Source organism: Curtobacterium flaccumfaciens, assembly GCF_004361695.1.
GTDB lineage: Bacteria > Actinomycetota > Actinomycetes > Actinomycetales > Microbacteriaceae > Curtobacterium > Curtobacterium flaccumfaciens_B.
Genome location: NZ_SNVW01000003.1, coordinates 247,329 through 271,352, shown reverse-complemented (window position 1 = coordinate 271,352; position 24,024 = coordinate 247,329). Strand labels below are relative to the sequence as shown.

Here is a 24,024-nt window from a genome sequence, read left to right as displayed (position 1 = left end):
CGGGGTCAGGCGGGCCAGGCGTCCCGGAGCGCTGCTGCGGCCTGGTCGGCGGACAACCCGGCCGCCCGTGCCGCCGCAGCGAGTGCACGTGCCGCATCGGCCACCGGCTCGGGGACCTCGGCGGGGCGGATCACCCGGGTGCCGGCCCCGCGTGCCGTGTGCACCAAGCCGGACTCCTCCAGCAGCTGGTAGGCCTTCGCGACCGTGCCGGCTGCGAGCCCGAGCTCGTCCGCGAGCGTCCGGACGCTCGGGAGCCGCTCCCCGTCGACCAGGTACCCGGCCGTGATCTGTGCCGCGATCTGCGACCGCACCTGCTCGAACGGCGGGATGCGTCCGCCGGCGTCCAGCGCCACGAGACTCGTCGATGACATGCGTTCCACCCTGGATGTCGTGGTGCTCGGACTGCTCGTCAGAAGTCGTACTGCTCGCCGACCGGGATCGGCACGGCGACGGTGTTGCCGGGCGGCGCGAGCGGGCAGGCCCACGCCGGGTCGTACGCGCACGAGGGGTTGTACGCGAAGTTGAAGTCGAGGACGATCTCCCCGTCGTCGCCGCCGAGGTCTGCGCCCTTGATCGTGTCGACCAGGTAGCGGCCCCCGCCGTAGGTGCCGCGGGCCTTGCCGGCGCTCGCGTCCTTCACCGGGATGAACACCCCGCCGGCGTAGCCGCCGTGCGCCCACACGTCGAGCGATCCGACGCCGGGGAGCGTGACCACCCCGAGCCGGTCGAAGTGCACGATGCCGTCGGTGCCGGTCTCGACGTCCATCGCGACCGACTCGGCCGGTTCGATGCGCGCCCGGAAGCGCCAGGAGGGGTCGTAGTCCGGCACGGGCAGGGACTCGAAGTCGCGCGCGTCCTCGTCGAGGAGCGGACTGGCCGGGTGCTCCCCGAACATCGCGTCACGCGTCTCGCGCCACATCGCGTGGGCGGTCTCCGGGTCCCCGGTCGCCCGCACGCGGCGGTACAGGTCGAACGTCATCCGCCGCCAGTCCACGGTGGCGAGCGTGCTGTGCACGCGGTCGTCGGTTCCCGGCTCCTGCGTCTGGCTCACACGACGAGGCTACGCCCGCGGGGCGTCCTGGGCATGGCAGACTGGCGCGATGACCACGAACGAGGGGACGATGGCCATGACTCGGAGCTCCCGGCGGATGCTCGCGACGGGGATGATCGGAGCGGCCGTGGCCCTGGCGGCCAGCGGGTGCTCGTTCTCGGCGTCGGTGCACAGCACGGTCTCGCCCTCGAAGTTCGAGACCGTCGTCGCCGACGCGCTCGAGAAGAGCGTGGGGCAGCGACCACAGGTGGACTGCGGCGACGACGCGATCGACCTCGAGGACGGCAACACCGTGCACTGCGACATCGGTGCAGCGGGGGACGCCACGAAGTACGACGCGGCCGTCGAGGTGCGCGACGTCTCCGGCTCGAAGTACTCCGTGCACGTCGAGGTCGCCGACGAGCCGAAGAACTGAGCGCTCCGGTCAGTGCAGTCGGGCTGACTCCAGCACCGACCGCAGGACCGGCACGAGTCGCTCGCCCTCGTCCGCGCCGCACGTCGCCGTGAGGGCGATGACGTCGGCCACGGCCCCATGGTCGATCGTGGCGAGCTGCAGGGCCTGGAAGACCGTGCCCACGCCGGGCATCACGAACGCGCCCTCGACCCGGTAGCCGTCGAGACCGAGCACCGTGCGGTACTCCGATCCCAGCTCGGCCCAGCGCTCTGCTGCCTCGAGCGCGGCGGTGTTCTGCTCGACGGCGCGCGACAGTGCCGCACCGCCGTCCGCGGTCGTCGCGACCCGACGGACGGTGACGACGACGTTGGCGCGGAACGGGCCCTGCTGCTCGGTCTCGGCCACGGCGACGAGCGCGTCGGGGAGCACGAGCGGCTCCCACCCCGGGGGGACGTCGAGACGCACGACGGGGGTCGGGACGAAGGGCGGGGTGTCGGATCGGACTGTGGTCACGAGGTGCTCCTGCACGGTCAGAAGGGGAGGACGGACTGGAGGTCCTTCACGAACTCCTCCGGGTCGATGTCGATGCTGACGTTGGCCCCTGCGCCGAGACCGAGGGCGGCGCCGAGCTTGCCGTCGAACGCGATGTCCTCCGGCGTGACGACGAGTCCGACGTTCGCGTCACCGCCGGCGCCGACCTTGGCCTTGGCGCCGATGCCGACGTCGATGCCCATGAAGGAGCGGTGCAGCGTGGCGCCGGCATCGGCCCCGGCGAACCCCTCGACGCCGGCCTTCGCGCCGACGCCCTGCGGTCCCGCGTCGAACTGGGCGTCCGCGCCGACGCCCGCTCCGGCGCGGGCGTTGCCGTCGATCGCCGTGCCGTTGAAGCCGTTCTCCTGCGAGACGCTGCCGTCCGCCTTCGCCCCGGCGAACCCCTCGACACCGACCTTGCCGTGCACGCCGGTGTACTTGTTGGCGCTCAGCGCGGCCGTTCCGGAGAGCATGATGCCCGCGAACGCGTCGGCGATCCCGTCCAGACTGATGCCGTTCCCCTCGGCGTGGCCTTCCGCGTGGGCCTCGGCCCCGGCCTTGGCCTCAGCCTTCGCGTCGGCGGAGACGCCGTCGCCGTCCTGGTGCGCTCCGGCGCTGCTGTCGGCACCGACGCCGGCCCAGGCGGACGACTTCCCGCTCGCCGATCCGACGCCGTCCTTCGAGGCCGACCCCTCGGCCTCGGCGCCGACACCTGCCCGAGCGTGCGCCTCTGCCTCGGCGTCGTGCCCGTCGGCCGACGCGGAGGCGCCGGTGTCCGTCTGCCACCCGTGCGCGGAGGACGAACCGGTCGCGTGGTCCGGGGCGGTGTCCCGCGCGATGCCGTCGAGGGTCGTCGAACACGCCTTCGCGGCGGTGTCGTACTGCATCGCCGCGAGCAGCACGGAGGTCTCGATCATCGCGTTCTTTACCGACACGGCGGGGTCGTCGTGCCAGTCGTATGCAGCGTCCGAGGACGCCGACGTGCGGACGTCCGAGCGGAGCGCCGCGGCTGCGGTCTCGGCGCCCGCGAGCGCCTTCTTCGCCGTCTCGACGGCGTCGGCGAACGTCTCGAGAGCGGTCGCGGCCCGGTCGAACGCCTCGGCGAGCGCAGCGGCCTGCCACTTCGGGGCCAGGGTCGCGCCGAGGAGCTGCTCCGTCTCCTGCGCGAGGTAGTACAGCCCGAGGCCGTTCCAGGTGCGGTCGATGGCGTCGGTGACGGTGTGGACGGTCTTCGCGCTCGACCGCATGTCCTTCGCGGCGGCGCGCAGCCCCTCGGTGTCGGCGTCGATCGTCGGGAAGGCCCCGGCGTCGACGAGGGCGGCGCTCACCGTCCGGAGCCCGCGTCGTCCGCGGAGGGGGTCTTCGCGGCCATCTCCTCGTCCGCGTCGACGTAGGCCTGCGTGGCCGACGTCGCGGCGACGTGCGCGGCCGTGATCCGCTCGTGCAGGTTCGGCACGACGTTGCGGAAGTCGTCCAGCAGTCGCTCGAGCCCGGGCCGCGCGCGCGAGCTGCCGACCGCGGACAACGCCGCCTCGGCTGCTGCCAGCACCGCGGCGTCGGCGGTCGTGAGCTTCTCGAGGTCGCCGTCCACCCCGGTCAGGACGCTCGAGACGCCACCTGGATCGATCGCGTACCTGCTCATCGGATGTCCCCCTCCGTGACGATGTCGGCCGACAGTGCGGGCGTGGACCGACGCCGACGAGTGTACCTGAGGGAGGCTCGGGACGCGCGACGGGCAGCCGGCGACCGATCAGCGGCCGAGCAGGCCCCGGAAGAACCGGCTGAAGGCGTTCGGCCGGTGGGTCCACCCGTGCTCGGCGAGGACGGCCTTGACCGGATGGCTGACGTCCGTCGACCGGAAGTCGAAGTAGGTGTTGTCGTCGTCGAAGTTCTTCGCGAAGACGCTGTCCTTGTACTGGCCGGACTCGCCCAGCAGGGTCACGCGGTACCGCCACTCGACGGAGCCGAACACGACCCCGGGGCCTCGGGCGCCGTGTCGCCAGACGGCTTCGATCCGCTGGCCGTTCCGGACCACCTCGAACGGGTGGGTGCCGTCGTTCAACGCGAACAGTGCCTGTTCGACCTCGGCGGCGGGCCGGTGGGACGCGGCGGTGTGCATCCCGACATCCTAGGGAGACGCCGGTGGGGTCAGGCGGCGGCCCGGCGGTGTCGCCGCCACTGGGGTGCCATCGACCGCATCCGCAGTGCTCGCCACTGCCAGATCACCCACATCCCGGGCCACAGCAGGGCACCGAGCACGGCCGGGCGCATCCGGTAGCTCAGTCGGTCGACGAGCAGGGTCCGTCCGTCCGCGGTGGGCCGGACGGCCATCCGGTGCTGCATGGTCATGCGTCCGAAGAGGCCGGAGACCCCGCCACCGTTGTCCCGCTGCACGGGGACGCCCTGCACCTCGTAGAGGTCGAGGTCCACGTGGGTGTCGCCGCTCGGGACGACCCCGAAGGCGCTCGCCGTGATGGGGTGCGGCTCGCCGGGGACCCACCGAGGGGGGAAGCCCTGGGGGTCGCGAGACCGGTACACGAGGAACGGTTTCGTCACGGCGACCATCACGGCCGGGGACAGCAGGGCATCGCGCACGGCGTCGACCGGCGCGTCGAGGACGATCCGGAGGCCGACGTGCATGGCGTGGACGCTACTCCAGCGGGCTGACGACCTTCCATCGCTCTCTGAAATGTAATATGTGCAGAATGCACCGCTCCTCTCGCGTCCTCCCCGTCCTCACCCTCTCGACCCTCGCGCTCGCCGGCTGTGCCACGCAGACCGCGACGACCGCCGCCCCGACCCCGACCCCGACCGCGGCCCACTGGGGGTACGAGGGCGGCGACGGGCCCTCGCACTGGGCGGGGCTCTCGGACGAGAACGCCGTGTGCGGGGCCGGGCAGCGCCAGTCCCCGATCGACCTGCCACGGCTCGGATCCGGTGCGCCGATCGACCTCAGCGTCCCCGACGCCGTGGTCGAGGGCACGACGGCCGACAACGGCCACACCGTGCAGCTGACCGTCGGTGACGGCGAGACGACGGTCGTCGACGGCGTCGACTACCACCTGCAGCAGATGCACTTCCACGCGGGCTCCGAGCACACGGTCGAGGGGAAGCGCTCGCCGATCGAGCTGCACTTCGTCCACGCCGACGGCGACGGCAACCTGCTCGTCGTCGGGGTGTTCGCCACGATCGGCGCGGACAACCCGGCCTTCGACGAGTACGTCCGCGGAGCGCACGGGGACGCGGCACGGCCGGCGACGGTCGACCTCCGCAAGATGCTCCCGGCCGAGCGCTCGTGCTGGAGCTACGAGGGCTCGCTCACCACGCCGCCGTGCACCGAGGGTGTGCGGTGGGTCGTCCTCGCCACCCCCGTCGAACTCGGACCCGACCAGGTCGACGCCCTCACCGAGGCGCACGAGGGCAACGACCGGCCGACGCAGCCACTGAATGGCCGCACCGTCCGCAGCGGCGGCGCCTGAACCGGAACGGCTCGGACTCGGATCAGGCGTGCCGGGCGGAGCGGCGTCGTGCGCCCTCTGCCCGGTCGTGCCGACGGAGCCGTTCGGTCAGCGACAGCCGGACCGCTGGCCACTCCGACGCGATCACCGAGAAGACGACGGTGTCGCGCAGGGTGCCGTCGCGGCCGACGGCGTGGTTCCGGAGGACGCCGTCCTGCTTGGCGCCGAGCGCGGCGATCGCCGTCCGGGACTGCAGGTTGTGCCAGTGCGTCCGGAACTCGACCGCGATGCACTGCCAGACGTCGAACGCGTGCGACAGCATGAGCAGCTTCGACTCGGTGTTGATGCCCGAGCGCTGCGCCGACCGGGCGAGGAACGTGCTGCCGATCTCGACGCGGCGGTTGCCGGTGTCGACGTTCATGAACGTCGTCGCACCGACCACGCGGCCGGTCGGGCGGTCACGCACCGCGAACGGCACCATCCGGCCGGCGGCGTGCTCTGCCAGGCGGCGCTCGATCTCGTCGTCGACCTGCGCCGGAGCGGGGATCGAGGTGTACCAGGTGCGCCACAGATCGCCGTCCGCGACCGCCGCCCGCAGGTCGTCCGCGTGCTCCGCCCCGAGGGGCTCGAGTGTCACACGGTCGCCGGTCAGGGTGGGTGCGGGGGCGATCTCCATGGCACCCGATCCTACGGTCGCGACCCTGCCGCGAACCCCGGGCGGGTGCCACCTGTGGAAAAGGTCAGGGTCCTCCCGGCGGCTATCGTGGATCGGGTGGCAGCACGCACGCAGCAGAAGTACCAGGTCCGCTTCGCATGGGGTCCCGGCGGCGCCGCCCGCATCGCGCCGGACGCCCACCTGCTCGTCTGGGTGGACGTCCTGCCGGCCTCCGCGACGGCGGACGGCCGCGAGCGTCAGCGAGCACTGCGCTCGCTCGCCACGCAGCTGCCGGAGGGTCCGGAGGTGGTGCTCGGCCACCTCGGCAACGCGACCGCGATCGCCGGGCGGGTGACGCGCCTCCAGGCCGAACGCGGTGACCGGTGCGTCGTCGCGATCGTGGCTGCCGGACGCCACCACGCACCCGGCGACGACGCGGCCGAGGCGGCGGGCGAAGCCGCCGACGTGCCGGACGCACCGGACTTCGCCGTCGAGGACCTGCTGGCCGCCGGATCCGTGGTCGACGCGCTCACCGACGTCGGCATCGACCACACCTCGCCCGAAGCGGCGGCGGCCTGCGCGGCGTACACGGGACTCCGTCGTGCGGTGAAGCGCCTCGTCAGCGCCTCGGAGTCGGCGACCGCCCTCGAGCCCTCCGACGTGCACACAGCGCTCGCCGCGCAGGACGGCCTCGTCACCCTGCGGGAATCGACCTCGCGCGCGTAGCGTTCCGGACGACACCCGAAGAGCAAGCGAAGGAGCACGCCATGAAGGCAGTCGTCGGAGAAACCGTGATCGCCGAGGCCCCGTAGGAGGACCTCATCCAGATCGAGGGCAACTGGTACTTCCCGCCGTCGAGCGTGAAGTCCGAGCTGTTCACCGAGAGCCCCACCCAGTACCACTGCCCGTGGAAGGGCGACACGCAGTACTTCACCGTGAACGTCGACGGGCAGGCGCTGCAGGACAACGCGTGGTCGTACCCGACGCCGATCCCCTCGTCGTTCGACCGCGTCGGCAAGGACTACAGCGGCTACGTGGCGTTCTGGAAGCGCGTCCGCGTCGTCGACTGACGGCACGGCGGCACGGCGGCACCGCGGCACGGCGCCACGGCGCCACGGCGCCACGGCGCCACGGCGCCACGGCGGCCCGGGGGGCGGCAACGGCCCCAGCCGGCCCGCGTCAGCCGGCCACCGTCAGCACGATCAGCGCGACGTTGAGCGCGACGATCACCAACGCGATGACCCCCGCCACGACGCGGGTGGTCATCGCGTTGACGTCGTCGCCCATCACGCTCCGTCGCGAGGTGTAGACGACGAGCGGCACGATCGCGAAGGCGATCCCGAAGCTCAGCACCACCTGGCTCACGACGAGCAGCATCGTCGCGTCGGCGTTCACCGCGAGCAGGACGAGTGCCGGCACCAGGGTGACCACGCGTCGGGCGACGAGCGGGATCCGCACGTGCAGCAGGCCCCGCATGATCTCCGCGCCGGCCATGCAGCCCACCGAGGTGGATGCGAGCCCGGACGCCAGCAGCCCCACCGCGAAGAGCACCCCGACGACCGGCCCGACGTGCTCCGCGATCGCACGCTGCGCCCCCGGGATCGAGTCCGTCCCGGCGACCCCCGGCAGCGTCGCCGCGGCGAGGACGAGCATGCAGATGTTCACGCCACCGGCGACGACGAGCGCCAGGCCGACGTCCCACCGCGTCGCGACGAGCACCCGTCGACGCTCCGGCCCGGCGGGGACGTCCCCGTGGCGGTCACGCGCGAGCGCCGAGTGCAGGTAGACCGCGTGCGGCATCACGGTCGCACCGAGCATCGACGCGGCGAGCATCACGGACTCGGACCCCTCGAAGCGCGGGACGAGCCCCGCGACGAGGTCACCCGGTGACACCTGGGCGAAGAGCAGGCCGGCGCAGAAGCCGACGGTCAGGATCGCGAGCATGGCCGTGACCACCGTCTCGAAGGTCCGGGTGCCGCGGTGGCTCTGGAGTGTGAGGATCGCCATCGACACCACGCCGGTGATGAGCCCGCCGGCCACCAGGGGCAGCCCGAAGAGCAGGTGCAGGGCGAGTGCGCCGCCGATCACCTCGGCAATGTCGGTCGCGGCGGCCACGATCTCGGCCTGTGCCCAGAACAGCAGCCGGGGCGTCCGCTTCATCCGTAGCCCGAGGTGCTCCGGCAGGGACTTCCCGGTGACCACACCGAGCTTCGCCGAGAGGTACTGCACGACGACCGCGCTGGCGTTCGCGGCGACGAGGACCCACAGCAGCAGGTAGCCGTACTTCGCTCCCGCCGTCAGGTTCGCGGCGACGTTGCCGGGGTCGACGTAGGCGATGGCGGCGACGAACGCCGGGCCGAGCAGGGTGAGGCCGACTCCGCGTCGGCGCGGAGTGCGTTCGGGCGCGCGCGGCGGTGCGGCGGTCTCGGTCATGCAGCCCAGCATGCCAGAGAATTCGGCGCACCGAATCCTTGGTTTCGGAGGCTACGCGATCGTGTGCTCAGGCGGACGCGCGTCGAGCGCGGTGCGCCCGCACCTTCGCCCGGTTCCCGCACCGCTGCATCGAGCACCACCGCCGGGTCCCACCCCGCGAGGAGTCGTAGAACACCAGCCCGCAGTCCTCGGCCGAGCACCGGCTCAGCCTGGTCGGCTGGCCGTCCGCCGCGACGTCGTCGAAGCCCACCTCGGTGAACAGCGAGACCGCGTCGCGGGCGACGCTCGAGAGCGCCTGTGCGAGCCGCACCCGGTTCGCTCCGGCTCGACGGCGGCCACCCGGGAGGCTCGGGGGCACGTCCGGCAGGGCGGCGAACAGGTTGACGGTGTCGATGTCGTCGGGCGCGGGGCGCGTGCGGCCGGTCCCGGCACGCAGGCCGGCGGCCACCGCGGTGCGCTCCGCCGCCGTCGAGGCCGGTGCGGGTGCCGCCGCGACCGCCAGGCGGGCGATGGCGGCGCGGAGCGCTCGGGCGTCCTGCAGTTCGCGCGCCGTCGCGCCGACGTCGATCGGCTCGGTGTGGTCGGTCAGCCACTCGTCGAGGTCGGCCGGGGTCATCAGGAGCTCGCCGAGCTGCGCCCGCGGGCGTCGTCCGTCGGGATCGTCGGCGAACCCTCCGGTGTGCGCGAAGTCGAGGGCGATCCGTCCGGCGTCGAAGAACCAGGTGGAACCGGCGTCCGTGCGGATGTGCTGCCCCGTGTGCATCCGCCCAGGCTAACGGGTTACCGGCGCGCCTCCTCGCGGAGGGCCGATCATGCGGTAGCCGAGCGCTCCTGGTCCGCTCGTCGGGTCCACGTGATGACGTTCCGAGCGTCGAACCGCCGTGCACAGCGTGCGCACGCCAGGGGCCGGGTGGGGGTGCGGTACCGGAAGTGGTCGTGGCCCGCCGGGCACGTGCCGATCCACGGTGCGAGTTCGCTCGCCACCGGTCCGTCGTGCAGGCGCGAACCCGTGTAGCCGAGCGCCCGGGCCGTCCGGCGCCAGGTGGGGCCGTGGGCGGCTCGCACACCGGCCAGCGCGTGGGCGATCTCGTGCAGCAGGACCTGGTCGACGTCGTCCTCGGAGAACCGGACGGCCAGGTGCCGGCTCACCGTGATGCGTCTGCGGGCGAAGTCGCACTGCCCGGCGCGGGTCTTCGCGTGGTCGAAGTCGAACGACCAGGTACCGGCACCGAGGTGCGCCGTCATGAGCTGCTCGGCGCGGGCGCGGACGGACTCGAGCGTCGCCTGGCGCTCCCGTCGTGCCCGGGCGGTCTCCGTCGCGGGGGTCGCTTCGGTGGTCACCGGCCGTCGTCGTCCGGTTCGTCCCGGCCGGCCTGGCCCTTCTGCGCTGCGCGGGCGGCGATGCGACCCCAGAGGTCGTCCGCCTCGGTGCGTGCGGCGTCGGGTGCACCGAGCACCCGGCGACGGATCGGCGGGACCTGCTTCACCGGCTCGGCGACCCGCGTGACCGGCTCGTCCTCGTCGGCACGGCGCGCGGCGATGTCCCGGGCGGTGCGGGGGCGGTCCTCGGCGGGCTTCGGCTGCGCGACGGAGGCCCGCAGCGCGGCTTCGACCGCCGTCCGGAGCGCCTCGGTGCGTTCGGACGGGGCGCCGGCCTTGCGGAAGGCTTGGTACGACCGGGACAGCGCGGACCGGGCCTCGTCGAACCGCGAGAGCTCGAACAACGACCAGCCCTCGAGCTCGGCGGCTGCGCCCTCGAGCTCCGGCCACTCCTCGGTCCGGGCGGTGTCCCGCGCGAGACCCGACTCCGTCGCCGCACGCTCGTAGCGCCCGAGGTCGTGCAGCACGTGCGCGCGGCGGATGCGGGCGGCGACCTTGTCCGCGCGTTCACCCGTGAACATCGTCAGGCGGAAGACCTCTTCGGCGATGACCAGGGCCTCGTCGAGCCGCCCGAGCAGTCGGAGGAGCTCGGCGCGTTCGGCGAGCGCTTCGGTGCTGCGGCTCTGCCCGAGGTCGCGCAGGCGCTGCTGGATCGCGTCGGCGTCGACGGCGGGGCGCAGGCTGATCGGGGCGAAGGTGCTCCCCGGGCTGACTCCGGCCGTCACGGGCGCGGCATGACGGGGTTCCCGAGCGCTGTCGATGCGGTCGGGCTGCTGGCGGTCGTCGGGCGGGAGGGACATCGGTTCGAGGGTAGCCGCGCCGCCCCGAGAGCGAGCGGTGCCACGCGCACGGGGGTCACGCCGCATGCCGAGAACGCGGACGGCCCGCCGTGCTGCTGCACGACGGGCCGCCCTCGGGGACCGGGGATCAGGACATGCCGCTGGCCGCGACCGCCGCGATGAGGATCGTGACCACGAACGCGATCGCCGCGACGACCGCGAGGATGATCGCGAAGACACCCCATCCGCGGCCACGCTTGGTGATCGCCGCGACGATGCCCTGCACGATCGCCCAGAGCCCGAGCGCCGTGCCGAGGTAGAAGAGCACGGAGCCGATGACCGCGCTGGACGAGGTCGTGAGCGCCATGATGTCCGCGTCGCTCGGGGTCGCCCCGCCGTTCTCGATCGACTGGCGGAAGGCGTCGGAGCCGCCGAACGCAGCGCCGAACAGGTACCCGCCGATGACCGCGACGACCAGCGCGAGCACCGCGACGATGAACGCCACGACGCCGAGGGTCTTCTTCTTCGCCTTCGGTTCCTCGTAGCCCTGCCACGACGGAGCGCCGGCACTCGCCGGAGCCGAGGCCGCGGCGTACGGCTGCTGGCCGTACTGGTGCTGGCCCTGCTCGGGCTGCCCGTACTGCGGCTGCCCGTACTGTCCCTGCTGCTCGCCGTACTGCTGCGACCCGTACTGCGGCGACCCGTACTGCGGAGACCCGTTCTGAGCGGACCCGTACTGCGGAGACCCGTTCTGAGCGGACCCGTACTGCGGAGACCCGTTCTGAGCGGACCCGTCCTGCTGCGATCCGTACTGCGGTGCCCCGTACTGCGTCTCACCCTCGGGGGTGCGCTCGCCGTAGCGGGGCGGCTCGGCCTGCGGGGCACGCTCGCCGTACCGCGGCTCGTCGGCGGCGGCGGAGGACGGCTGCTGCGGCTCGCCCCAGTTCGGCACCTGGCCGTCGCCGGTCCGGTCCTCGTTGCTCCGGTCGTCGTTCGTCATCGGGGGTTCCCATCGCTCGGTCGCGCGCGTGCACGGTCGTTGCGTCCATCCTGGCAGTCGCGCCCGGGCAGCGCCCGACATCGCGCCGACGGCTCAGCCGCCGAACACGCTCCGGTTCGGCTCCGGCGACGCCACGGCCGTCTGGTCGGTGACGATCGGCGCCCCCGCGATGAAGGCCTTGAGCTCCGCCCCGTGCACGACCTTCGCCGGCATCGGGTCGGAGGAGTACCGCCGCGGCATCTCCGCCACGGGCAGGTCCGTGGGGGAGCCGAGCAGCACGATGTTCCCGAACCGCCGACCCTTCAGCATCCCGGTGTCCGCGACCGCCGCCACCGAGGGCAGCACCGACTGCAGGGTCGACGCCTGCCCACGGGCGAACGCCAGCCCCGCGCCGTCCGCCACGTTCACCGCGACGATCCCCGTCGGCGACAGGAACGACGCCACCGACCGGTAGAACTCGACGCTCGTCACGTGCGCCGGGATCTGCGACCCGCCGAAGACGTCAACGACGGCCAGGTCGACGGAGCCGTGCAGGCCCGCGGGGAGCTTCCCGAGGACCTCGCGCGCGTCGCCGTACCGCACCCGGATCGAGGCCCCGCGGGGGAACGGCAACGCGTCCCGCACGTGGTCGACGAGGTCGCGCTCGAGCTCGATCACCTGCTGTCGGGACCCCGGCCGCGTCACGGCGACGTACCGGGGGAGCGTGAGGGCGCCGCCGCCGAGGTGCAGCGCCGTGATCGGTCCGGGCGGCAGCAGGTCGATGGCGTGCCCGATCCGCCGGATGTACTCGAACGCCAGGTGCGTGGGGTCCTCGAGGTCGACGTGCGACTGCGGCGTCCCGTCCACCACGAGCGTGAACGACCCGGGACGGTGCCGGTCCGGCTCGACGACCGCGTACCCCGCACCGATCCGGAACCCGTCGAACGCATCAGCCATGCCCCCAATGGAACACCACCCCGACGGCCGGGTCGTTCACCACCCGCGTCCCCACCCCTGGTTGGTGTGCCCGCCGACGCCCGCGAACGAGGCTGGTGTCACCGGTCGGGAACGCCCCGCCGGGCCCCGTCGAAAGGCACACACCATGTCGGTCCAGCTCGCCGCGAACATCCTCATCGGGATCGCCCTCGTCGCGTTCCTCGCGTACCGCCAGGCGACCTGGCAGTACCTCGACCCGGCACGGATCTGGCGCGGACCGCTGATCATGGCGGTCATCGGCGTGGTCGTCCTCGCGCAGACGAAGGCGACGATCACCAGCATGGACGTCGTGTTCCTCGGCATCGAGGCGCTCATCACCATCGGCGTCGGCCTGACCATGGGGCGCATCACCCGCTTCCGCACGGTCGGCGCCCCGGACGACAAGGGCCGCACGATCCAGTCGCGCACCGGCTGGCTCGGCGCCGGACTGTGGATCGTCCTCATCGTCGTGCGCATCGGTCTCGACGTCGTCGGCGGCCACCTCGGCGCCCACCTCCTCACCTCGACCGGCACGATCCTGCTCGTCCTCGCGCTGAACCGTGCGGCCCGCGCCGTCGTCCTCGACCAGCGGATCCCCCGCGGCGACCACCAGACGCGCGGCATGATGGTCCGGTGACCCTGCTGACCGGCCAGGACCCGACCGACCTCCCCGGGGGCCGGTCGCGCTCCGGTGCCGCGTGGGGCCTCAACGCCCTCGGCATCGTGATCGTCGCGTTCTGGTTCGTGCGGAACGGCCTGCAGCTCGAGCACCCGGCCTGGGTCTGGGTCGTCGGTGCGGTGGCGCTCGCCGCGTGGGCGCTCCGCGAGTTCGGCCGGACGTCGCGGGTCCTCGTCGTCGCCGGGGTCGTGATGATCGCCGCCGGCGCCGTGACCGTAGTGCCGACCGACTCGCTCATGATCGTGCCGGTGATCGTCGGCGTCGTGCTCCTCGGCGCGAACCTGCGGGTACCGATCTGGGTCGCTGCCGTGGCCGCCCTCGCGGCGATCGTGGTGATCGCGGTGTCCGCCACGATCGAGCACGCGTCCGTCCAGTTCGTCCTCGGGACGAGCGGCGGGATGCTCCTCGGCGTCCTCATCGGCTTCAGTCGGCGCCAGTTCCGGGTGGCCGCCGAGCGCGCCCGCGAGGCCGAGCGCGAGCAGCAGCGCGCAGCACTCCTGGCGGATCGATCCCGTGCCGCGCGGGACATCCACGACGTGCTCGCGCACTCGCTCGGTGGTCTGGTGCTCCAGCTGGACGCGGTCGAGGCGCTCCTCGAGGCAGGCCGGGTCGCGGACGCCACGCAACGCGCCGGTGAGGCCCGCGCCCTCGCCGCCGACGGGCTCGCCGAGGCCCACCGAGCGGTGCACGCCCTGCGCGACGACACAGCCGACGGCGACGCTGCCGGCGACGCTGCCGGCGACGGGGCCGACGACGGGGCCGGCACCGACGACGCGGCCCCGGCCGCCGAACCGACCACGTCGGCGGACGCGAGCCATCCCGGTGCGGCGATCCGTTCCTCCCGGCCCGCCACCGACCCCGGGACCGGCCTGACCGGTCTGCTCGACGCGCACCGTTCGTTCGGCGGCACGGTGGTGACGCACGGCGACACGACGCTGTCCGTCCTCGACGCGGCCCACCGCGCCGCCGTGGTGCAGGTCGTCCGGGAGGCACTGAGCAACGCCCGCAGGCACGCCCCCGGCCGCCCCGTGTCCCTGTCCGTCATCCGGGACGGCGACGCCGTGGACGTCGTCGTGGCCAACCCGCTCGCCGGCGGCGGCCACGGGTTGCTCGGGATGCGCGAGCGGTTCGACGAGCTCGGGAGCGGCGCGACGGTCGAGGCGGAGCGGTCGGACGACGAGTTCGTGGTGGCGATGCACCTGCCGGCGGCCGGTGCGGACGCGGCCGACTCGGCCGACTCGGCCGTCCAGGCTGACACGGAGGGGCGCCGCTCGTGACCATCCGGGTGCTCGTCGTCGACGACCAGGCCATCGTGCGCGACGGTCTGGTGACCGTCCTGTCGCTCGTGCCGGACCTGCTGGTCGTCGGTGAGGCGTCCGACGGAGCCGAGGCGATCGCCGCCGTCGCGCGGGAGGAACCGGACGTCGTCCTGATGGACCTGCGGATGCCGGGCGTCGACGGACCGACCGCGACCGCGTCCATCGCGGCGTCCCACCCGCACGTCGCCGTCCTCGTGCTGACCACCTTCGCCGACGACCAGTCGATCGTCACCGCACTCCGGGCCGGTGCCCGCGGCTACCTCACGAAGGACGCCGGTCGAGCCGAGATCGCGACCGCGATCCGGGCGGTGGCCTCCGGACAGTCGACCTTCGACGCCACCGTGGGGGCGCGTCTCGTCGCGCAGCTGGCCGGCGGTGCCGCTGCCCCCGCCGCTGCTCCTTCCGCTGCCGAGCCGCCCGCGGGCGTGCGCACGCGGTTCCCGGAACTCACCCCGCGCGAGGCGGACGTCCTCGAGCGCATCGCCGAGGGCCGGTCCAACCCGGAGATCGCCGCCGAGCTGTTCCTGACCGTGCCGACCGTGAAGTCGTACGTGAACCAGGTCTTCACGAAGCTCGGTGTCCGGACCCGTGCGGAGGCCGTGGCCCGCGTCCTGCGCTGACCGCCGCGTCCGAGCACCCCTGCGTGCCCGGTCACGGGATGAATGCGTACACATGGACGGCCAGCGGACGCCAAGGGTCGGCGGCTATCGTCGACCGGTCGTCACCCTGGTGCGTCGATCCGCGCAGTGCCCCACACCTCGCGCTTCCGCACCGCCGTGACCGCGGCGTGACCGCTCGGCGCCCCCACTGCCGAGTCCGAGTGCGCGTCGTCGGCGTGTGTCCGGGCCTCCCGCTCGCCTCCGCGTCGCCCGTGGCGGAGCCCTGCGCTCCGCCACTGTGAATCCTGCATTCTTCATGTAAAATACGAGTGCAGCGTCGGACCACGAATCCGCAGGAGCCCGAACACATGACCGACACCATGAGTGTGCCCACGTACCGCCTCGCCCCCACGACCCGGTCCCTGGCCACCGCCCGCGCCACGACCCCCCGGCCGACCGGGCCGGTGTCGCTGGCCGACCACGAGCAGGCGCCGACCTGGATGCGCGCCGTCGGCGGCGTGCTGCTGGTCGGCGGGCTCGGCCTCACCGCCGCGGTGCTCGGATGGCCCGGCGATGCTCCGGAGACCGCCCTCATCGTGCCGGCCCTCGTCGCCGTCGCCGTCGGGTTCCTGCTCGTCGTCGCCCGGTCCGGCTTCACCGTGACGGACCACGACGTCGTCCTGCACTTCCGGCCCCTGCCCCCGCGGCGGATCGCCCGGCGGCGGATCGTCGACGTGCGAGTGGTCGAGGCAGACGCGTCGACCTACGGCGGGATCGGGCTGCGCCGCCGTCGTGGCGTGCGGGCACTCATCCTGTCGCCGGGGCTCGGGATCGAGTTCACCGACGACCGCGGGAAGCGGACGTTCGTGCGGACGCGTCGCCCGGAAGCAGCCGTCCGGGCGCTCCGTCCGGTGCGCTGAGCGGCCGGTCCACGACGGGAATACCGGGTCGGTCCACCGGCTTATACACGTCACTGCCGAATTCGGTCAAGCCAGGACTGGACACCGCCGTCCAGCGCGACCTATGATGGCAGTTCGCGCTCCCTGGCATCAGTGTCGTCATATTGCGGTCGACGCAGCGCTCTCTCCAACGCGTTCATCTGAACGTGACCTGAGATCGTGCCGTGGTGGTGCCGGACCCGTATATGTCGGCGGGTCCCGCTCACCCAGATCATCGCACACGTGCACAGCTCACCGGCCGTCGCGTGATCGCGTGTCTTCGAGGGGTGCGCCGAGCGTTCAATCCACTCACCTACGTGCTGCTCGTCAGTACCGGCCCGACGGGGCCTACCGGAGGTCAAACCCTTGGCTGCTGCGCCCAACGCATCCACCAACCCCAAGAACGGTCGCAACCACTCGCGACTCTCGTTCGCCAAGATCACGGACACCCTCACGGTTCCTGATCTGCTCGCACTCCAGACGGAGAGCTTCGACTGGCTCGTCGGCAACGACGTCTGGAAGGCCCGCCTCGCCGAAGGCCAGGAGCAGGGTCGCACCGACCTCGCACTGCACTCCGGGCTCGAGGAGATCTTCGAGGAGATCTCCCCGATCGAGGACCTCGGCGAGACCATGCAGCTCGGCTTCACGTCGCCCGAGCTCGAGGACCCGAAGTACTCGATCGACGAGTGCAAGGAGCGTGGCAAGACCTACGCTGCCCCGCTCTACGTCAACGCCGAGTTCATGAACCACATGACCGGTGAGATCAAGACGCAGACCGTGTTCATGGGCGACTTCCCGCTCATGACCGAGCGCGGCACGTTCATCATCAACGGCACCGAGCGTGTCGTCGTCTCGCAGCTCGTCCGTTCCCCGGGCGTGTACTTCGAGCGCCAGCAGGAGAAGACGTCCGACAAGGACATCTACTCCGCTCGCGTGATCCCGTCGCGCGGTGCGTGGCTCGAGTTCGAGATCGACAAGCGCGACCAGGTGGGCGTGCGCATCGACCGCAAGCGCAAGCAGTCGGTCACGGTCTTCCTCAAGGCGCTCGGCATGACGAGCGAGGAGATCCTCGACGAGTTCAAGGGCTTCGCCTCGATCGAGTCGACCCTCGAGAAGGACGCCATCCTCACCAAGGAAGAGGCGCTCAAGGACATCTACCGCAAGCTGCGTCCGGGCGAGCAGGTCGCCGCCGAGGCCGCGCGTGCGCTGCTCGACAACTTCTACTTCAACTCGAAGCGCTACGACCTCGCGAAGGTCGGCCGCTACAAGGTCAACCGCAAGCTCGGCATCGACGCGCCGCTCAGCGACTCGGTCCTGACCGTGCAGGACATCGTCCGCACGATCAAGTACCTCGTCTCGCTGCACGCCGAGAAGACGACGCTCGACGGTGTCCGTGACGGTGAGCCGGTGCAGCTGCGCCTCGACGTGGACGACATCGACCACTTCGGCAACCGTCGCATCCGCGCCGTCGGTGAGCTCATCCAGAACCAGGTCCGCACGGGTCTGTCCCGCATGGAGCGCGTCGTCCGCGAGCGCATGACCACGCAGGACATCGAGGCGATCACCCCGCAGACGCTCATCAACGTGCGTCCGGTCGTCGCCGCGATCAAGGAGTTCTTCGGGACCTCCCAGCTGTCGCAGTTCATGGACCAGAACAACCCGCTCGCGGGCCTGACGCACAAGCGTCGTCTCTCGGCCCTCGGCCCGGGTGGTCTGTCCCGTGAGCGTGCCGGCGTCGAGGTCCGCGACGTCCACCCGTCGCACTACGGCCGCATGTGCCCGATCGAGACCCCGGAAGGCCCGAACATCGGCCTGATCGGCTCGCTCGCGTCGTTCGGTCGGATCAACTCCTTCGGCTTCATCGAGACGCCGTACCGCCGCGTCGTGAACGGTCAGGTCACCACGACCATCGACTACCTCACGGCCTCGGAAGAGGACGACTTCGTCGTCGCGCAGGCGAACGCCCCCCTCACCGACTCCTTCCACTTCCAGGACGACAAGGTCCTCGTGCGGAAGAAGGGCGGCGAGGTCGAGCTCGTCGGCAAGGACGAGGTCGACTACATGGACGTCTCGCCGCGCCAGATGGTGTCGGTCGCGACCTCGCTCATCCCGTTCCTCGAGCACGACGACGCGAACCGCGCCCTCATGGGTGCGAACATGCAGCGTCAGGCAGTCCCGCTGCTCCGTTCCGAGTCGCCGCTCGTCGGCACCGGCATGGAGGGCTACACCGCCATCGACGCCGGTGACGTCGTCACCGCCGACAAGGCCGGTGTCGTCTCCGAGGTCTCGGCCGACGCCGTGACCCTGCAGCTCGACGAGGGTGGCACGCAGACCTTCTACCTGCGCAAGTTCGACCGCTCCAACCAGGGCACGAGCTACAACCACCGCGTGGTCGTCTCGGCCGGCGAGCGTGTGGAGCAGGGCGAGGTCATCGCCGACGGCCCCGCGACGGAGAACGGCGAGCTCGCGCTCGGCAAGAACCTCCTCGTCGCGTTCATGCCGTGGGAGGGCTACAACTACGAGGACGCGATGATCCTGTCGCAGAACCTCGTGAAGGACGACACGCTCTCCTCGATCCACATCGAGGAGTACGAGGTCGACGCCCGCGATACCAAGCTCGGCAAGGAAGAGATCACCCGCGACCTGCCGAACGTCAGCCCGGACCTCCTGGCCGACCTCGACGAGCGCGGCATCATCCGCATCGGTGCCGAGGTCCGCCCCGGCGACATCCTGGTCGGCAAGGTCACGCCGAAGGGCGAGACCGAGCTCTCCGCCGAGGAGCGCCTGCTCCGTGCGATCTTCAACGAGAAGTCGCGCGAGGTGCGCGACACCTCGCTGAAGGTGCCCCACGGTGAAGAGGGCACGATCATCGGCGTCAAGGTGTTCGACTCGCAGGACGGCGACGACGAGCTCGGCTCGGGCGTCAACCAGCGCGTGGTCGTCTACATCGCCCAGAAGCGCAAGATCACCGCGGGTGACAAGCTCGCCGGTCGTCACGGCAACAAGGGCGTCATCTCGACGATCCTGCCGGTCGAGGACATGCCGTTCCTGGCGGACGGCACCCCGGTCGACATCGTGCTCAACCCGCTCGGCGTCCCCGGCCGCATGAACTTCGGCCAGGTGCTCGAGATCCACCTCGGGTGGCTCGCGAAGCAGGGCTGGAACGTCGAGGGCATCCAGGAGTGGGCTTCGGCTCTGCCGGAGGCAGCGCACAGCGCGGCGCCCGGCACGAAGGTCGCGACCCCGGTGTTCGACGGTGCGTACGAGCGTGAGATCGAGGGCCTCCTCGACTCCACCCTCCCGAACCGCGACGGCGAGCGTCTGATCGGTTCGTCCGGCAAGGCGCAGCTCTTCGACGGCCGCTCCGGCGAGCCGTTCCCGGAGCCCGTGTCGGTCGGCTACATGTACATCCTCAAGCTGCACCACCTGGTCGACGACAAGATCCACGCCCGTTCGACCGGTCCGTACTCGATGATCACGCAGCAGCCGCTGGGTGGTAAGGCGCAGTTCGGTGGCCAGCGCTTCGGTGAGATGGAGGTCTGGGCGCTCGAGGCGTACGGCGCCGCCTACGCCCTCCAGGAGCTCCTGACGATCAAGTCCGACGACATCCTCGGCCGCGTGAAGGTCTACGAGGCGATCGTCAAGGGCGAGAACATCCAGGAGCCCGGTATCCCGGAGTCGTTCAAGGTCCTCATGAAGGAGATGCAGTCGCTCTGCCTGAACGTCGAGGTCCTCTCGGCCGACGGCCAGGCGGTCAGCCTCCGCGACACGGACGACGAGGTCTTCCGTGCCGCTGAAGAGCTCGGCATCAACATCTCCTCGCGGTTCGAGTCGTCGTCCGTCGACGACATCTGATCCCGCCCGTACTCGTAACGAATCCAGCTAGAGAGAAGAACATTGCTCGAAGCAACTTCATTTGACGCACTGCGGATCGGCCTCGCCACGGCCGAGGACATCCGCCAGTGGTCGTACGGCGAGGTCAAGAAGCCGGAGACCATCAACTACCGCACCCTCAAGCCGGAGAAGGACGGTCTGTTCGGCGAGCAGATCTTCGGTCCGTCCCGCGACTGGGAGTGTGCCTGCGGCAAGTACAAGCGTGTCCGGTTCAAGGGCATCGTCTGCGAGCGCTGCGGCGTCGAGGTCACCAAGTCCTCGGTCCGCCGTGAGCGCATGGGCCACATCGAGCTCGCCGCGCCCGTCACGCACATCTGGTACTTCAAGGGCGTCCCGTCGCGCCTCGGGTACCTCCTCGACATGGCGCCGAAGGACCTCGAGAAGGTCATCTACTTCGCGGCGTACATGATCATCGACATCGATGAAGAGGGCCGTCACGCGGACATGCCCGGTCTCGAGAACGAGATGCGCCTCGAGATCAAGAACCTCGAGGGTCAGCGCGACTCGATCATCGCCGACCGCCTCAAGAAGCTCGAGGACGACCTCGCAGCGCTCGAGGAAGAGGGCGCCAAGGCCGACGTCAAGCGCCGCACCAAGGACACCGCCGAGAAGGAGATGTCCCAGGTCCGCAAGTCGTTCGACGAGGACATCACCCGCCTCGAGCGCGTGTGGGAGGACTTCCGCAACCTCAAGGTGGGCGACCTCAAGCCCGAGGACGCCGTCTTCCACGAGCTCCAGGACCGCTTCGGGATCTACTTCGACGCCTACATGGGCGCCGAGGCGATCAAGCTGCGGCTCGAGGCGTTCGACCTGGCCGCCGAGGCCGAGGCACTGCGTCTGCAGATCGCCGAGGGCAAGGGCCAGAAGAAGATCCGCGCGATCAAGCGCCTGCGCGTCGTCAGCTCCTTCCTCGCCACCGGCAACTCGCCGGCCGCGATGGTGCTCGGCGTCGTGCCGGTCATCCCGCCGGAGCTCCGCCCGATGGTGCAGCTCGACGGTGGCCGCTTCGCCACGTCCGACCTCAACGACCTCTACCGTCGTGTGATCAACCGCAACAACCGTCTCCGCCGCCTGCTCGACCTCGGTGCTCCCGAGATCATCGTGAACAACGAGAAGCGCATGCTGCAGGAAGCGGTCGACGCGCTGTTCGACAACGGTCGTCGTGGTCGTCCCGTCACGGGTACCGGCAACCGCGCCCTGAAGTCCCTGAGCGACATGCTCAAGGGCAAGCAGGGTCGTTTCCGCCAGAACCTGCTCGGCAAGCGCGTCGACTACTCGGGCCGTTCGGTCATCATCGTCGGCCCGCAGCTGAAGCTGCACCAGTGTGGTCTGCCCAAGCAGATGGCGCTGGAGCTCTTCAAGCCGTTCGTCATCAAGCGCCTCATCGACCTGTCGCACGCGCAGAACATCAAGTCGGCGAAGCGCATGGTCGAGCGTTCGCGTCCGCAGGTGTGGGACGTGCTCGAGGAGATCATCCGCGAGCGCCCCGTGCTGCTGAACCGTGCGCCGACGCTGCACCGTCTGGGCATCCAGGCGTTCGAGCCGCAGCTCGTCGAGGGCAAGGCCATCCAGCTCCACCCGCTCGTGTGTGCTGCGTTCAACGCGGACTTCGACGGTGACCAGATGGCCGTGCACCTGCCGCTGTCGGTCGAGGCCCAGGCCGAGGCCCGCATCCTGATGCTCGCCTCGAACAACATCCTCAAGCCGTCCGACGGCCGCCCGGTGACCCTGCCCGCACAGGACATGATCATCGGTCTGCACCACCTCACGACCGTCCGCGAGGGCGCCGTGGGTGAGGGTCGTGCGTTCTCCTCCGTCGCCGAGGCCATCCTCGCGAAGGACCAGAACACGCTGCACCTCAACGCGCTGGTCAAGATCCGCATGTCCGACGTGTGGTTCGCCGAGGGCGAGGCCCCCGAGGGCTACGTGCAGGGCGAGCCGGTCCTGCTCGAGACGACCCTCGGCCGTGCGCTCTTCAACGAGACCCTCCCGGCGAACTACCCGTTCGTCCAGAAGGTCACCGACAAGGGCGTGCTCTCCGCGATCGTCAACGACCTCGCGGAGCGCTACTCCAAGACCGAGACGGCCGCCGCGCTGGACCGGATCAAGGACGCCGGCTTCTACTGGGGCACGCGCTCCGGTGTGACCGTCGCGCTCTCGGACGTCGTGACGCCTCCTCGCAAGAAGGAGATCATCGCGGGCTACGAGGTGCAGGCCGCCAAGGTGCAGGGCGAGTTCGACAAGGGTCTGATCACCGACGCGGAACGTCGCGCCGACCTGATCAAGATCTGGACCGAGGCCACGAACGAGATCGCGCAGGAGATGCGTGACAACTTCCCGGTCGACAACACCATCAACCGCATGGTGTCGTCCGGTGCTCGTGGTAACTGGCTGCAGGTCCGCAACATCGCCGGTATGCGTGGTCTGGTGAACAACCCGAAGGGCGAGATCATCGCCCGCCCGATCATCAACTCGTACCGCGAGGGCCTGACCGTGGCGGAGTACTTCATCGCCACGCACGGTGCTCGCAAGGGTCTTGCCGACACCGCGCTCCGTACCGCGGACTCCGGGTACCTCACCCGTCGTCTCGTGGACGTCTCGCAGGACGTCATCATCCGCGAGGACGACTGCGGCACGAGCCGGGGCCTCGAGCTCCCGATCGCGACCGTGGGCGCCGACGGCAAGCTGGTCCGCGACCCGCGCGTCGAGAACACCGTGTACTCCCGCACCCTGGCCACCGAGGCCGTGGACGCGAAGGGCACGGTCGTCGCCGAGGCTCGTGAGGACGTCGGCGACGTGCTCCTCGAGAAGCTGCTCGCTGCCGGTGTCGAGAGCATCAAGGTGCGCTCGGTCCTGACCTGCGAGTCGGCCATCGGTGTCTGCGCGAAGTGCTACGGCCGTTCGCTCGCCACGGGCAACCTCGTCGACATCGGCGAGGCGGTCGGCATCATCGCCGCCCAGTCCATCGGTGAGCCCGGTACCCAGCTGACGATGCGTACCTTCCACACGGGTGGTTCGGCCTCGGCCGACGACATCACCCAGGGTCTGCCGCGTGTCACCGAGCTGTTCGAGGCGCGGACCCCGAAGGGTGCGTCCCCGATCGCCGAGGCCCCCGGCCGCGCCACGATCGAGGACACCGACAAGGGTCGTCGCATCATCCTGACGCCGGACAACGGCGACGAGCCGTTCATCTACCCGGTGCTCAAGCGTGCGACCCTCCTCATCGAGGACGGCCAGCACGTGGAGCTCGGCGAGCAGTTCATCGCCGGCACCGTGGACCCGAAGGAAGTCCTCCGGGTCAAGGGTGTGCGCGAGGTCCAGAAGCACCTCGTCAACGGTGTGCAGGACGTGTACGGCTCGCAGGGCGTGCCGATCCACGACAAGCACATCGAGGTCATCGTGCGCCAGATGCTCCGCAAGGTCACCGTCGTCGACCACGGCGACACCGACCTGCTCCCGGGCGAGCTCGTGGACCGTTCGCGGTACAACGCGCTCAACCGTGCGGCGCTGCAGGAGGGTCGCAAGACCGCTTCCGCTCGCCAGGAGGTCATGGGCATCACGAAGGCGTCCCTCGCGACCGAGTCGTGGCTGTCCGCCGCGTCCTTCCAGGAGACCACCCGCGTGCTCACGCAGGCGGCCATGGAGGGCAAGCAGGACCACCTCGTCGGCCTCAAGGAGAACGTCATCATCGGTAAGCTCATCCCCGCCGGGACGGGCCTCAGCCGGTACCGTGACGTGGACGTGAACGCGACGGAAGAGGCGAAGGCGGAGCGGTACCCCAACCGCATCTTCGCGGACGACTCGTCGTTCTCGGACGCTGACCTGAGCTTCGTCGACTTCGACAGCTTCTCGTCGGACGACTTCACGCCGGGCACCTACAACTGAGTCTGATGTGATCCCACGAAGGCCCCGTCTCCGCAAGGAGGCGGGGCCTTCGTCGTGTCGTCACCACGTGACGGC

The 24,024-nt window shown here is 70.9% G+C and carries 24 protein-coding genes; 10 read left to right on the top strand and 14 right to left on the bottom strand.

The genetic code is table 11. The annotated features are described in order from the left end of the window. Positions 1-5 precede the first annotated feature (5 nt). Positions 6-371 carry a GntR family transcriptional regulator gene (locus EDF64_RS06130; RefSeq protein WP_071290934.1) on the bottom strand — a complete coding sequence of 122 codons (366 nt, stop codon included), beginning with the start codon at positions 369-371 and terminating at the stop codon, positions 6-8. A 38-nt stretch (positions 372-409) separates the two neighbouring features. Then, positions 410-979, bottom strand: a complete 570-nt coding sequence (locus tag EDF64_RS06125; RefSeq protein WP_071291069.1) for a DUF1684 domain-containing protein — start codon at positions 977-979, stop codon at positions 410-412. A gap of 121 nt (positions 980-1,100) precedes the next feature. On the opposite strand from EDF64_RS06125, the gene EDF64_RS06120 reads away from it, so the two are divergent. Continuing rightward, a complete protein-coding gene (locus EDF64_RS06120; RefSeq protein ID WP_133519145.1) occupies positions 1,101-1,466 on the top strand; it encodes a DUF4333 domain-containing protein in 366 nt (121 codons plus the stop codon). Positions 1,467-1,475: 9 nt separating this feature from the next. On the opposite strand, the gene EDF64_RS06115 is transcribed toward EDF64_RS06120, so the two are convergent. The 5 genes from EDF64_RS06115 to EDF64_RS06095 all read right to left on the bottom strand — a co-directional run bounded on the left by EDF64_RS06115 (position 1,476) and on the right by EDF64_RS06095 (position 4,616). Beyond that, complete coding sequence (locus tag EDF64_RS06115) at positions 1,476-1,958, bottom strand: LpqN/LpqT family lipoprotein (protein ID WP_166645621.1); 483 nt, start codon at positions 1,956-1,958, stop codon at positions 1,476-1,478. Positions 1,959-1,975: 17 nt separating this feature from the next. Further along, positions 1,976-3,304 carry a hypothetical protein gene (locus tag EDF64_RS06110; protein WP_133519143.1) on the bottom strand — a complete coding sequence of 443 codons (1,329 nt, stop codon included), beginning with the start codon at positions 3,302-3,304 and terminating at the stop codon, positions 1,976-1,978. Further along, positions 3,301-3,618, bottom strand: coding sequence for a DUF6507 family protein (locus EDF64_RS06105; protein ID WP_071290931.1), 318 nt, complete (start codon positions 3,616-3,618; stop codon positions 3,301-3,303). The genes EDF64_RS06110 and EDF64_RS06105 overlap by 4 nt, the downstream gene beginning before the upstream one ends. Before the next feature lie 108 nt (positions 3,619-3,726). Then, complete coding sequence (locus EDF64_RS06100; protein WP_133519142.1) at positions 3,727-4,095, bottom strand: hypothetical protein; 369 nt, start codon at positions 4,093-4,095, stop codon at positions 3,727-3,729. 29 nt (positions 4,096-4,124) lie between these two features. Further along, positions 4,125-4,616 carry a hypothetical protein gene (locus tag EDF64_RS06095; RefSeq protein ID WP_133519141.1) on the bottom strand — a complete coding sequence of 164 codons (492 nt, stop codon included), beginning with the start codon at positions 4,614-4,616 and terminating at the stop codon, positions 4,125-4,127. Positions 4,617-4,681: 65 nt separating this feature from the next. Here EDF64_RS06095 and EDF64_RS06090 point away from each other — a divergent pair, with 65 nt between their 5' ends. Next, positions 4,682-5,455, top strand: a complete 774-nt coding sequence (locus EDF64_RS06090; RefSeq protein ID WP_133519140.1) for a carbonic anhydrase — start codon at positions 4,682-4,684, stop codon at positions 5,453-5,455. Between the two features lie 22 nt (positions 5,456-5,477). On the opposite strand, the gene EDF64_RS06085 is transcribed toward EDF64_RS06090, so the two are convergent. After that, positions 5,478-6,110 carry a GNAT family N-acetyltransferase gene (locus EDF64_RS06085; RefSeq protein WP_133519139.1) on the bottom strand — a complete coding sequence of 211 codons (633 nt, stop codon included), beginning with the start codon at positions 6,108-6,110 and terminating at the stop codon, positions 5,478-5,480. Positions 6,111-6,206: 96 nt separating this feature from the next. Here EDF64_RS06085 and EDF64_RS06080 point away from each other — a divergent pair, with 96 nt between their 5' ends. Both EDF64_RS06080 and EDF64_RS06075 read left to right on the top strand, forming a co-directional pair. Further along, a complete protein-coding gene (locus EDF64_RS06080; protein WP_133519138.1) occupies positions 6,207-6,815 on the top strand; it encodes a 2-phosphosulfolactate phosphatase in 609 nt (202 codons plus the stop codon). A 95-nt stretch (positions 6,816-6,910) separates the two neighbouring features. Next, a complete protein-coding gene (locus EDF64_RS06075; RefSeq protein ID WP_243736282.1) occupies positions 6,911-7,159 on the top strand; it encodes a DUF427 domain-containing protein in 249 nt (82 codons plus the stop codon). Between the two features lie 109 nt (positions 7,160-7,268). On the opposite strand, the gene EDF64_RS06070 is transcribed toward EDF64_RS06075, so the two are convergent. The 6 genes from EDF64_RS06070 to EDF64_RS06045 all read right to left on the bottom strand — a co-directional run bounded on the left by EDF64_RS06070 (position 7,269) and on the right by EDF64_RS06045 (position 12,617). Further along, positions 7,269-8,522, bottom strand: coding sequence for an Nramp family divalent metal transporter (locus EDF64_RS06070; RefSeq protein WP_133519137.1), 1,254 nt, complete (start codon positions 8,520-8,522; stop codon positions 7,269-7,271). A gap of 67 nt (positions 8,523-8,589) precedes the next feature. Further along, positions 8,590-9,285, bottom strand: coding sequence for a CGNR zinc finger domain-containing protein (locus tag EDF64_RS06065; protein WP_133519136.1), 696 nt, complete (start codon positions 9,283-9,285; stop codon positions 8,590-8,592). A gap of 47 nt (positions 9,286-9,332) precedes the next feature. Next, complete coding sequence (locus EDF64_RS06060) at positions 9,333-9,863, bottom strand: SprT-like domain-containing protein (protein ID WP_279512725.1); 531 nt, start codon at positions 9,861-9,863, stop codon at positions 9,333-9,335. After that, positions 9,860-10,702: a hypothetical protein gene (locus EDF64_RS06055; RefSeq protein WP_133519135.1), complete on the bottom strand. Its 843-nt coding sequence runs from the start codon at positions 10,700-10,702 to the stop codon at positions 9,860-9,862. Before EDF64_RS06055 ends, EDF64_RS06060 begins: the two co-directional genes overlap by 4 nt. A gap of 127 nt (positions 10,703-10,829) precedes the next feature. Then, positions 10,830-11,681 (bottom strand): DUF4064 domain-containing protein, encoded by an 852-nt coding sequence (locus EDF64_RS06050; protein WP_133519134.1) that lies wholly within the window; start codon positions 11,679-11,681, stop codon positions 10,830-10,832. Positions 11,682-11,774: 93 nt separating this feature from the next. After that, complete coding sequence (locus EDF64_RS06045; RefSeq protein WP_133519133.1) at positions 11,775-12,617, bottom strand: spermidine synthase; 843 nt, start codon at positions 12,615-12,617, stop codon at positions 11,775-11,777. A 145-nt stretch (positions 12,618-12,762) separates the two neighbouring features. Here EDF64_RS06045 and EDF64_RS06040 point away from each other — a divergent pair, with 145 nt between their 5' ends. The 6 genes from EDF64_RS06040 to rpoC all read left to right on the top strand — a co-directional run bounded on the left by EDF64_RS06040 (position 12,763) and on the right by rpoC (position 23,949). Beyond that, a complete protein-coding gene (locus tag EDF64_RS06040) occupies positions 12,763-13,272 on the top strand; it encodes a hypothetical protein (protein WP_133519132.1) in 510 nt (169 codons plus the stop codon). Further along, positions 13,269-14,591, top strand: a complete 1,323-nt coding sequence (locus EDF64_RS06035; protein WP_133519131.1) for a sensor histidine kinase — start codon at positions 13,269-13,271, stop codon at positions 14,589-14,591. The genes EDF64_RS06040 and EDF64_RS06035 overlap by 4 nt, the downstream gene beginning before the upstream one ends. Next, on the top strand, positions 14,588-15,253 hold the full coding sequence (locus tag EDF64_RS06030) for a response regulator transcription factor (protein WP_133519130.1): 666 nt from the start codon (positions 14,588-14,590) through the stop codon (positions 15,251-15,253). Before EDF64_RS06035 ends, EDF64_RS06030 begins: the two co-directional genes overlap by 4 nt. Positions 15,254-15,600: 347 nt before the next feature. Beyond that, the gene (locus EDF64_RS06025; RefSeq protein WP_133519129.1) at positions 15,601-16,152 is read left to right on the top strand and encodes a hypothetical protein; all 552 of its coding nucleotides are present in this window, start codon (positions 15,601-15,603) and stop codon (positions 16,150-16,152) included. A 384-nt stretch (positions 16,153-16,536) separates the two neighbouring features. After that, a complete protein-coding gene (gene rpoB, locus EDF64_RS06020; RefSeq protein WP_133519128.1) occupies positions 16,537-20,025 on the top strand; it encodes a DNA-directed RNA polymerase subunit beta in 3,489 nt (1,162 codons plus the stop codon). A 42-nt stretch (positions 20,026-20,067) separates the two neighbouring features. Continuing rightward, on the top strand, positions 20,068-23,949 hold the full coding sequence (rpoC, locus tag EDF64_RS06015) for a DNA-directed RNA polymerase subunit beta' (protein ID WP_133519127.1): 3,882 nt from the start codon (positions 20,068-20,070) through the stop codon (positions 23,947-23,949). Positions 23,950-24,024: the final 75 nt, after the last annotated feature.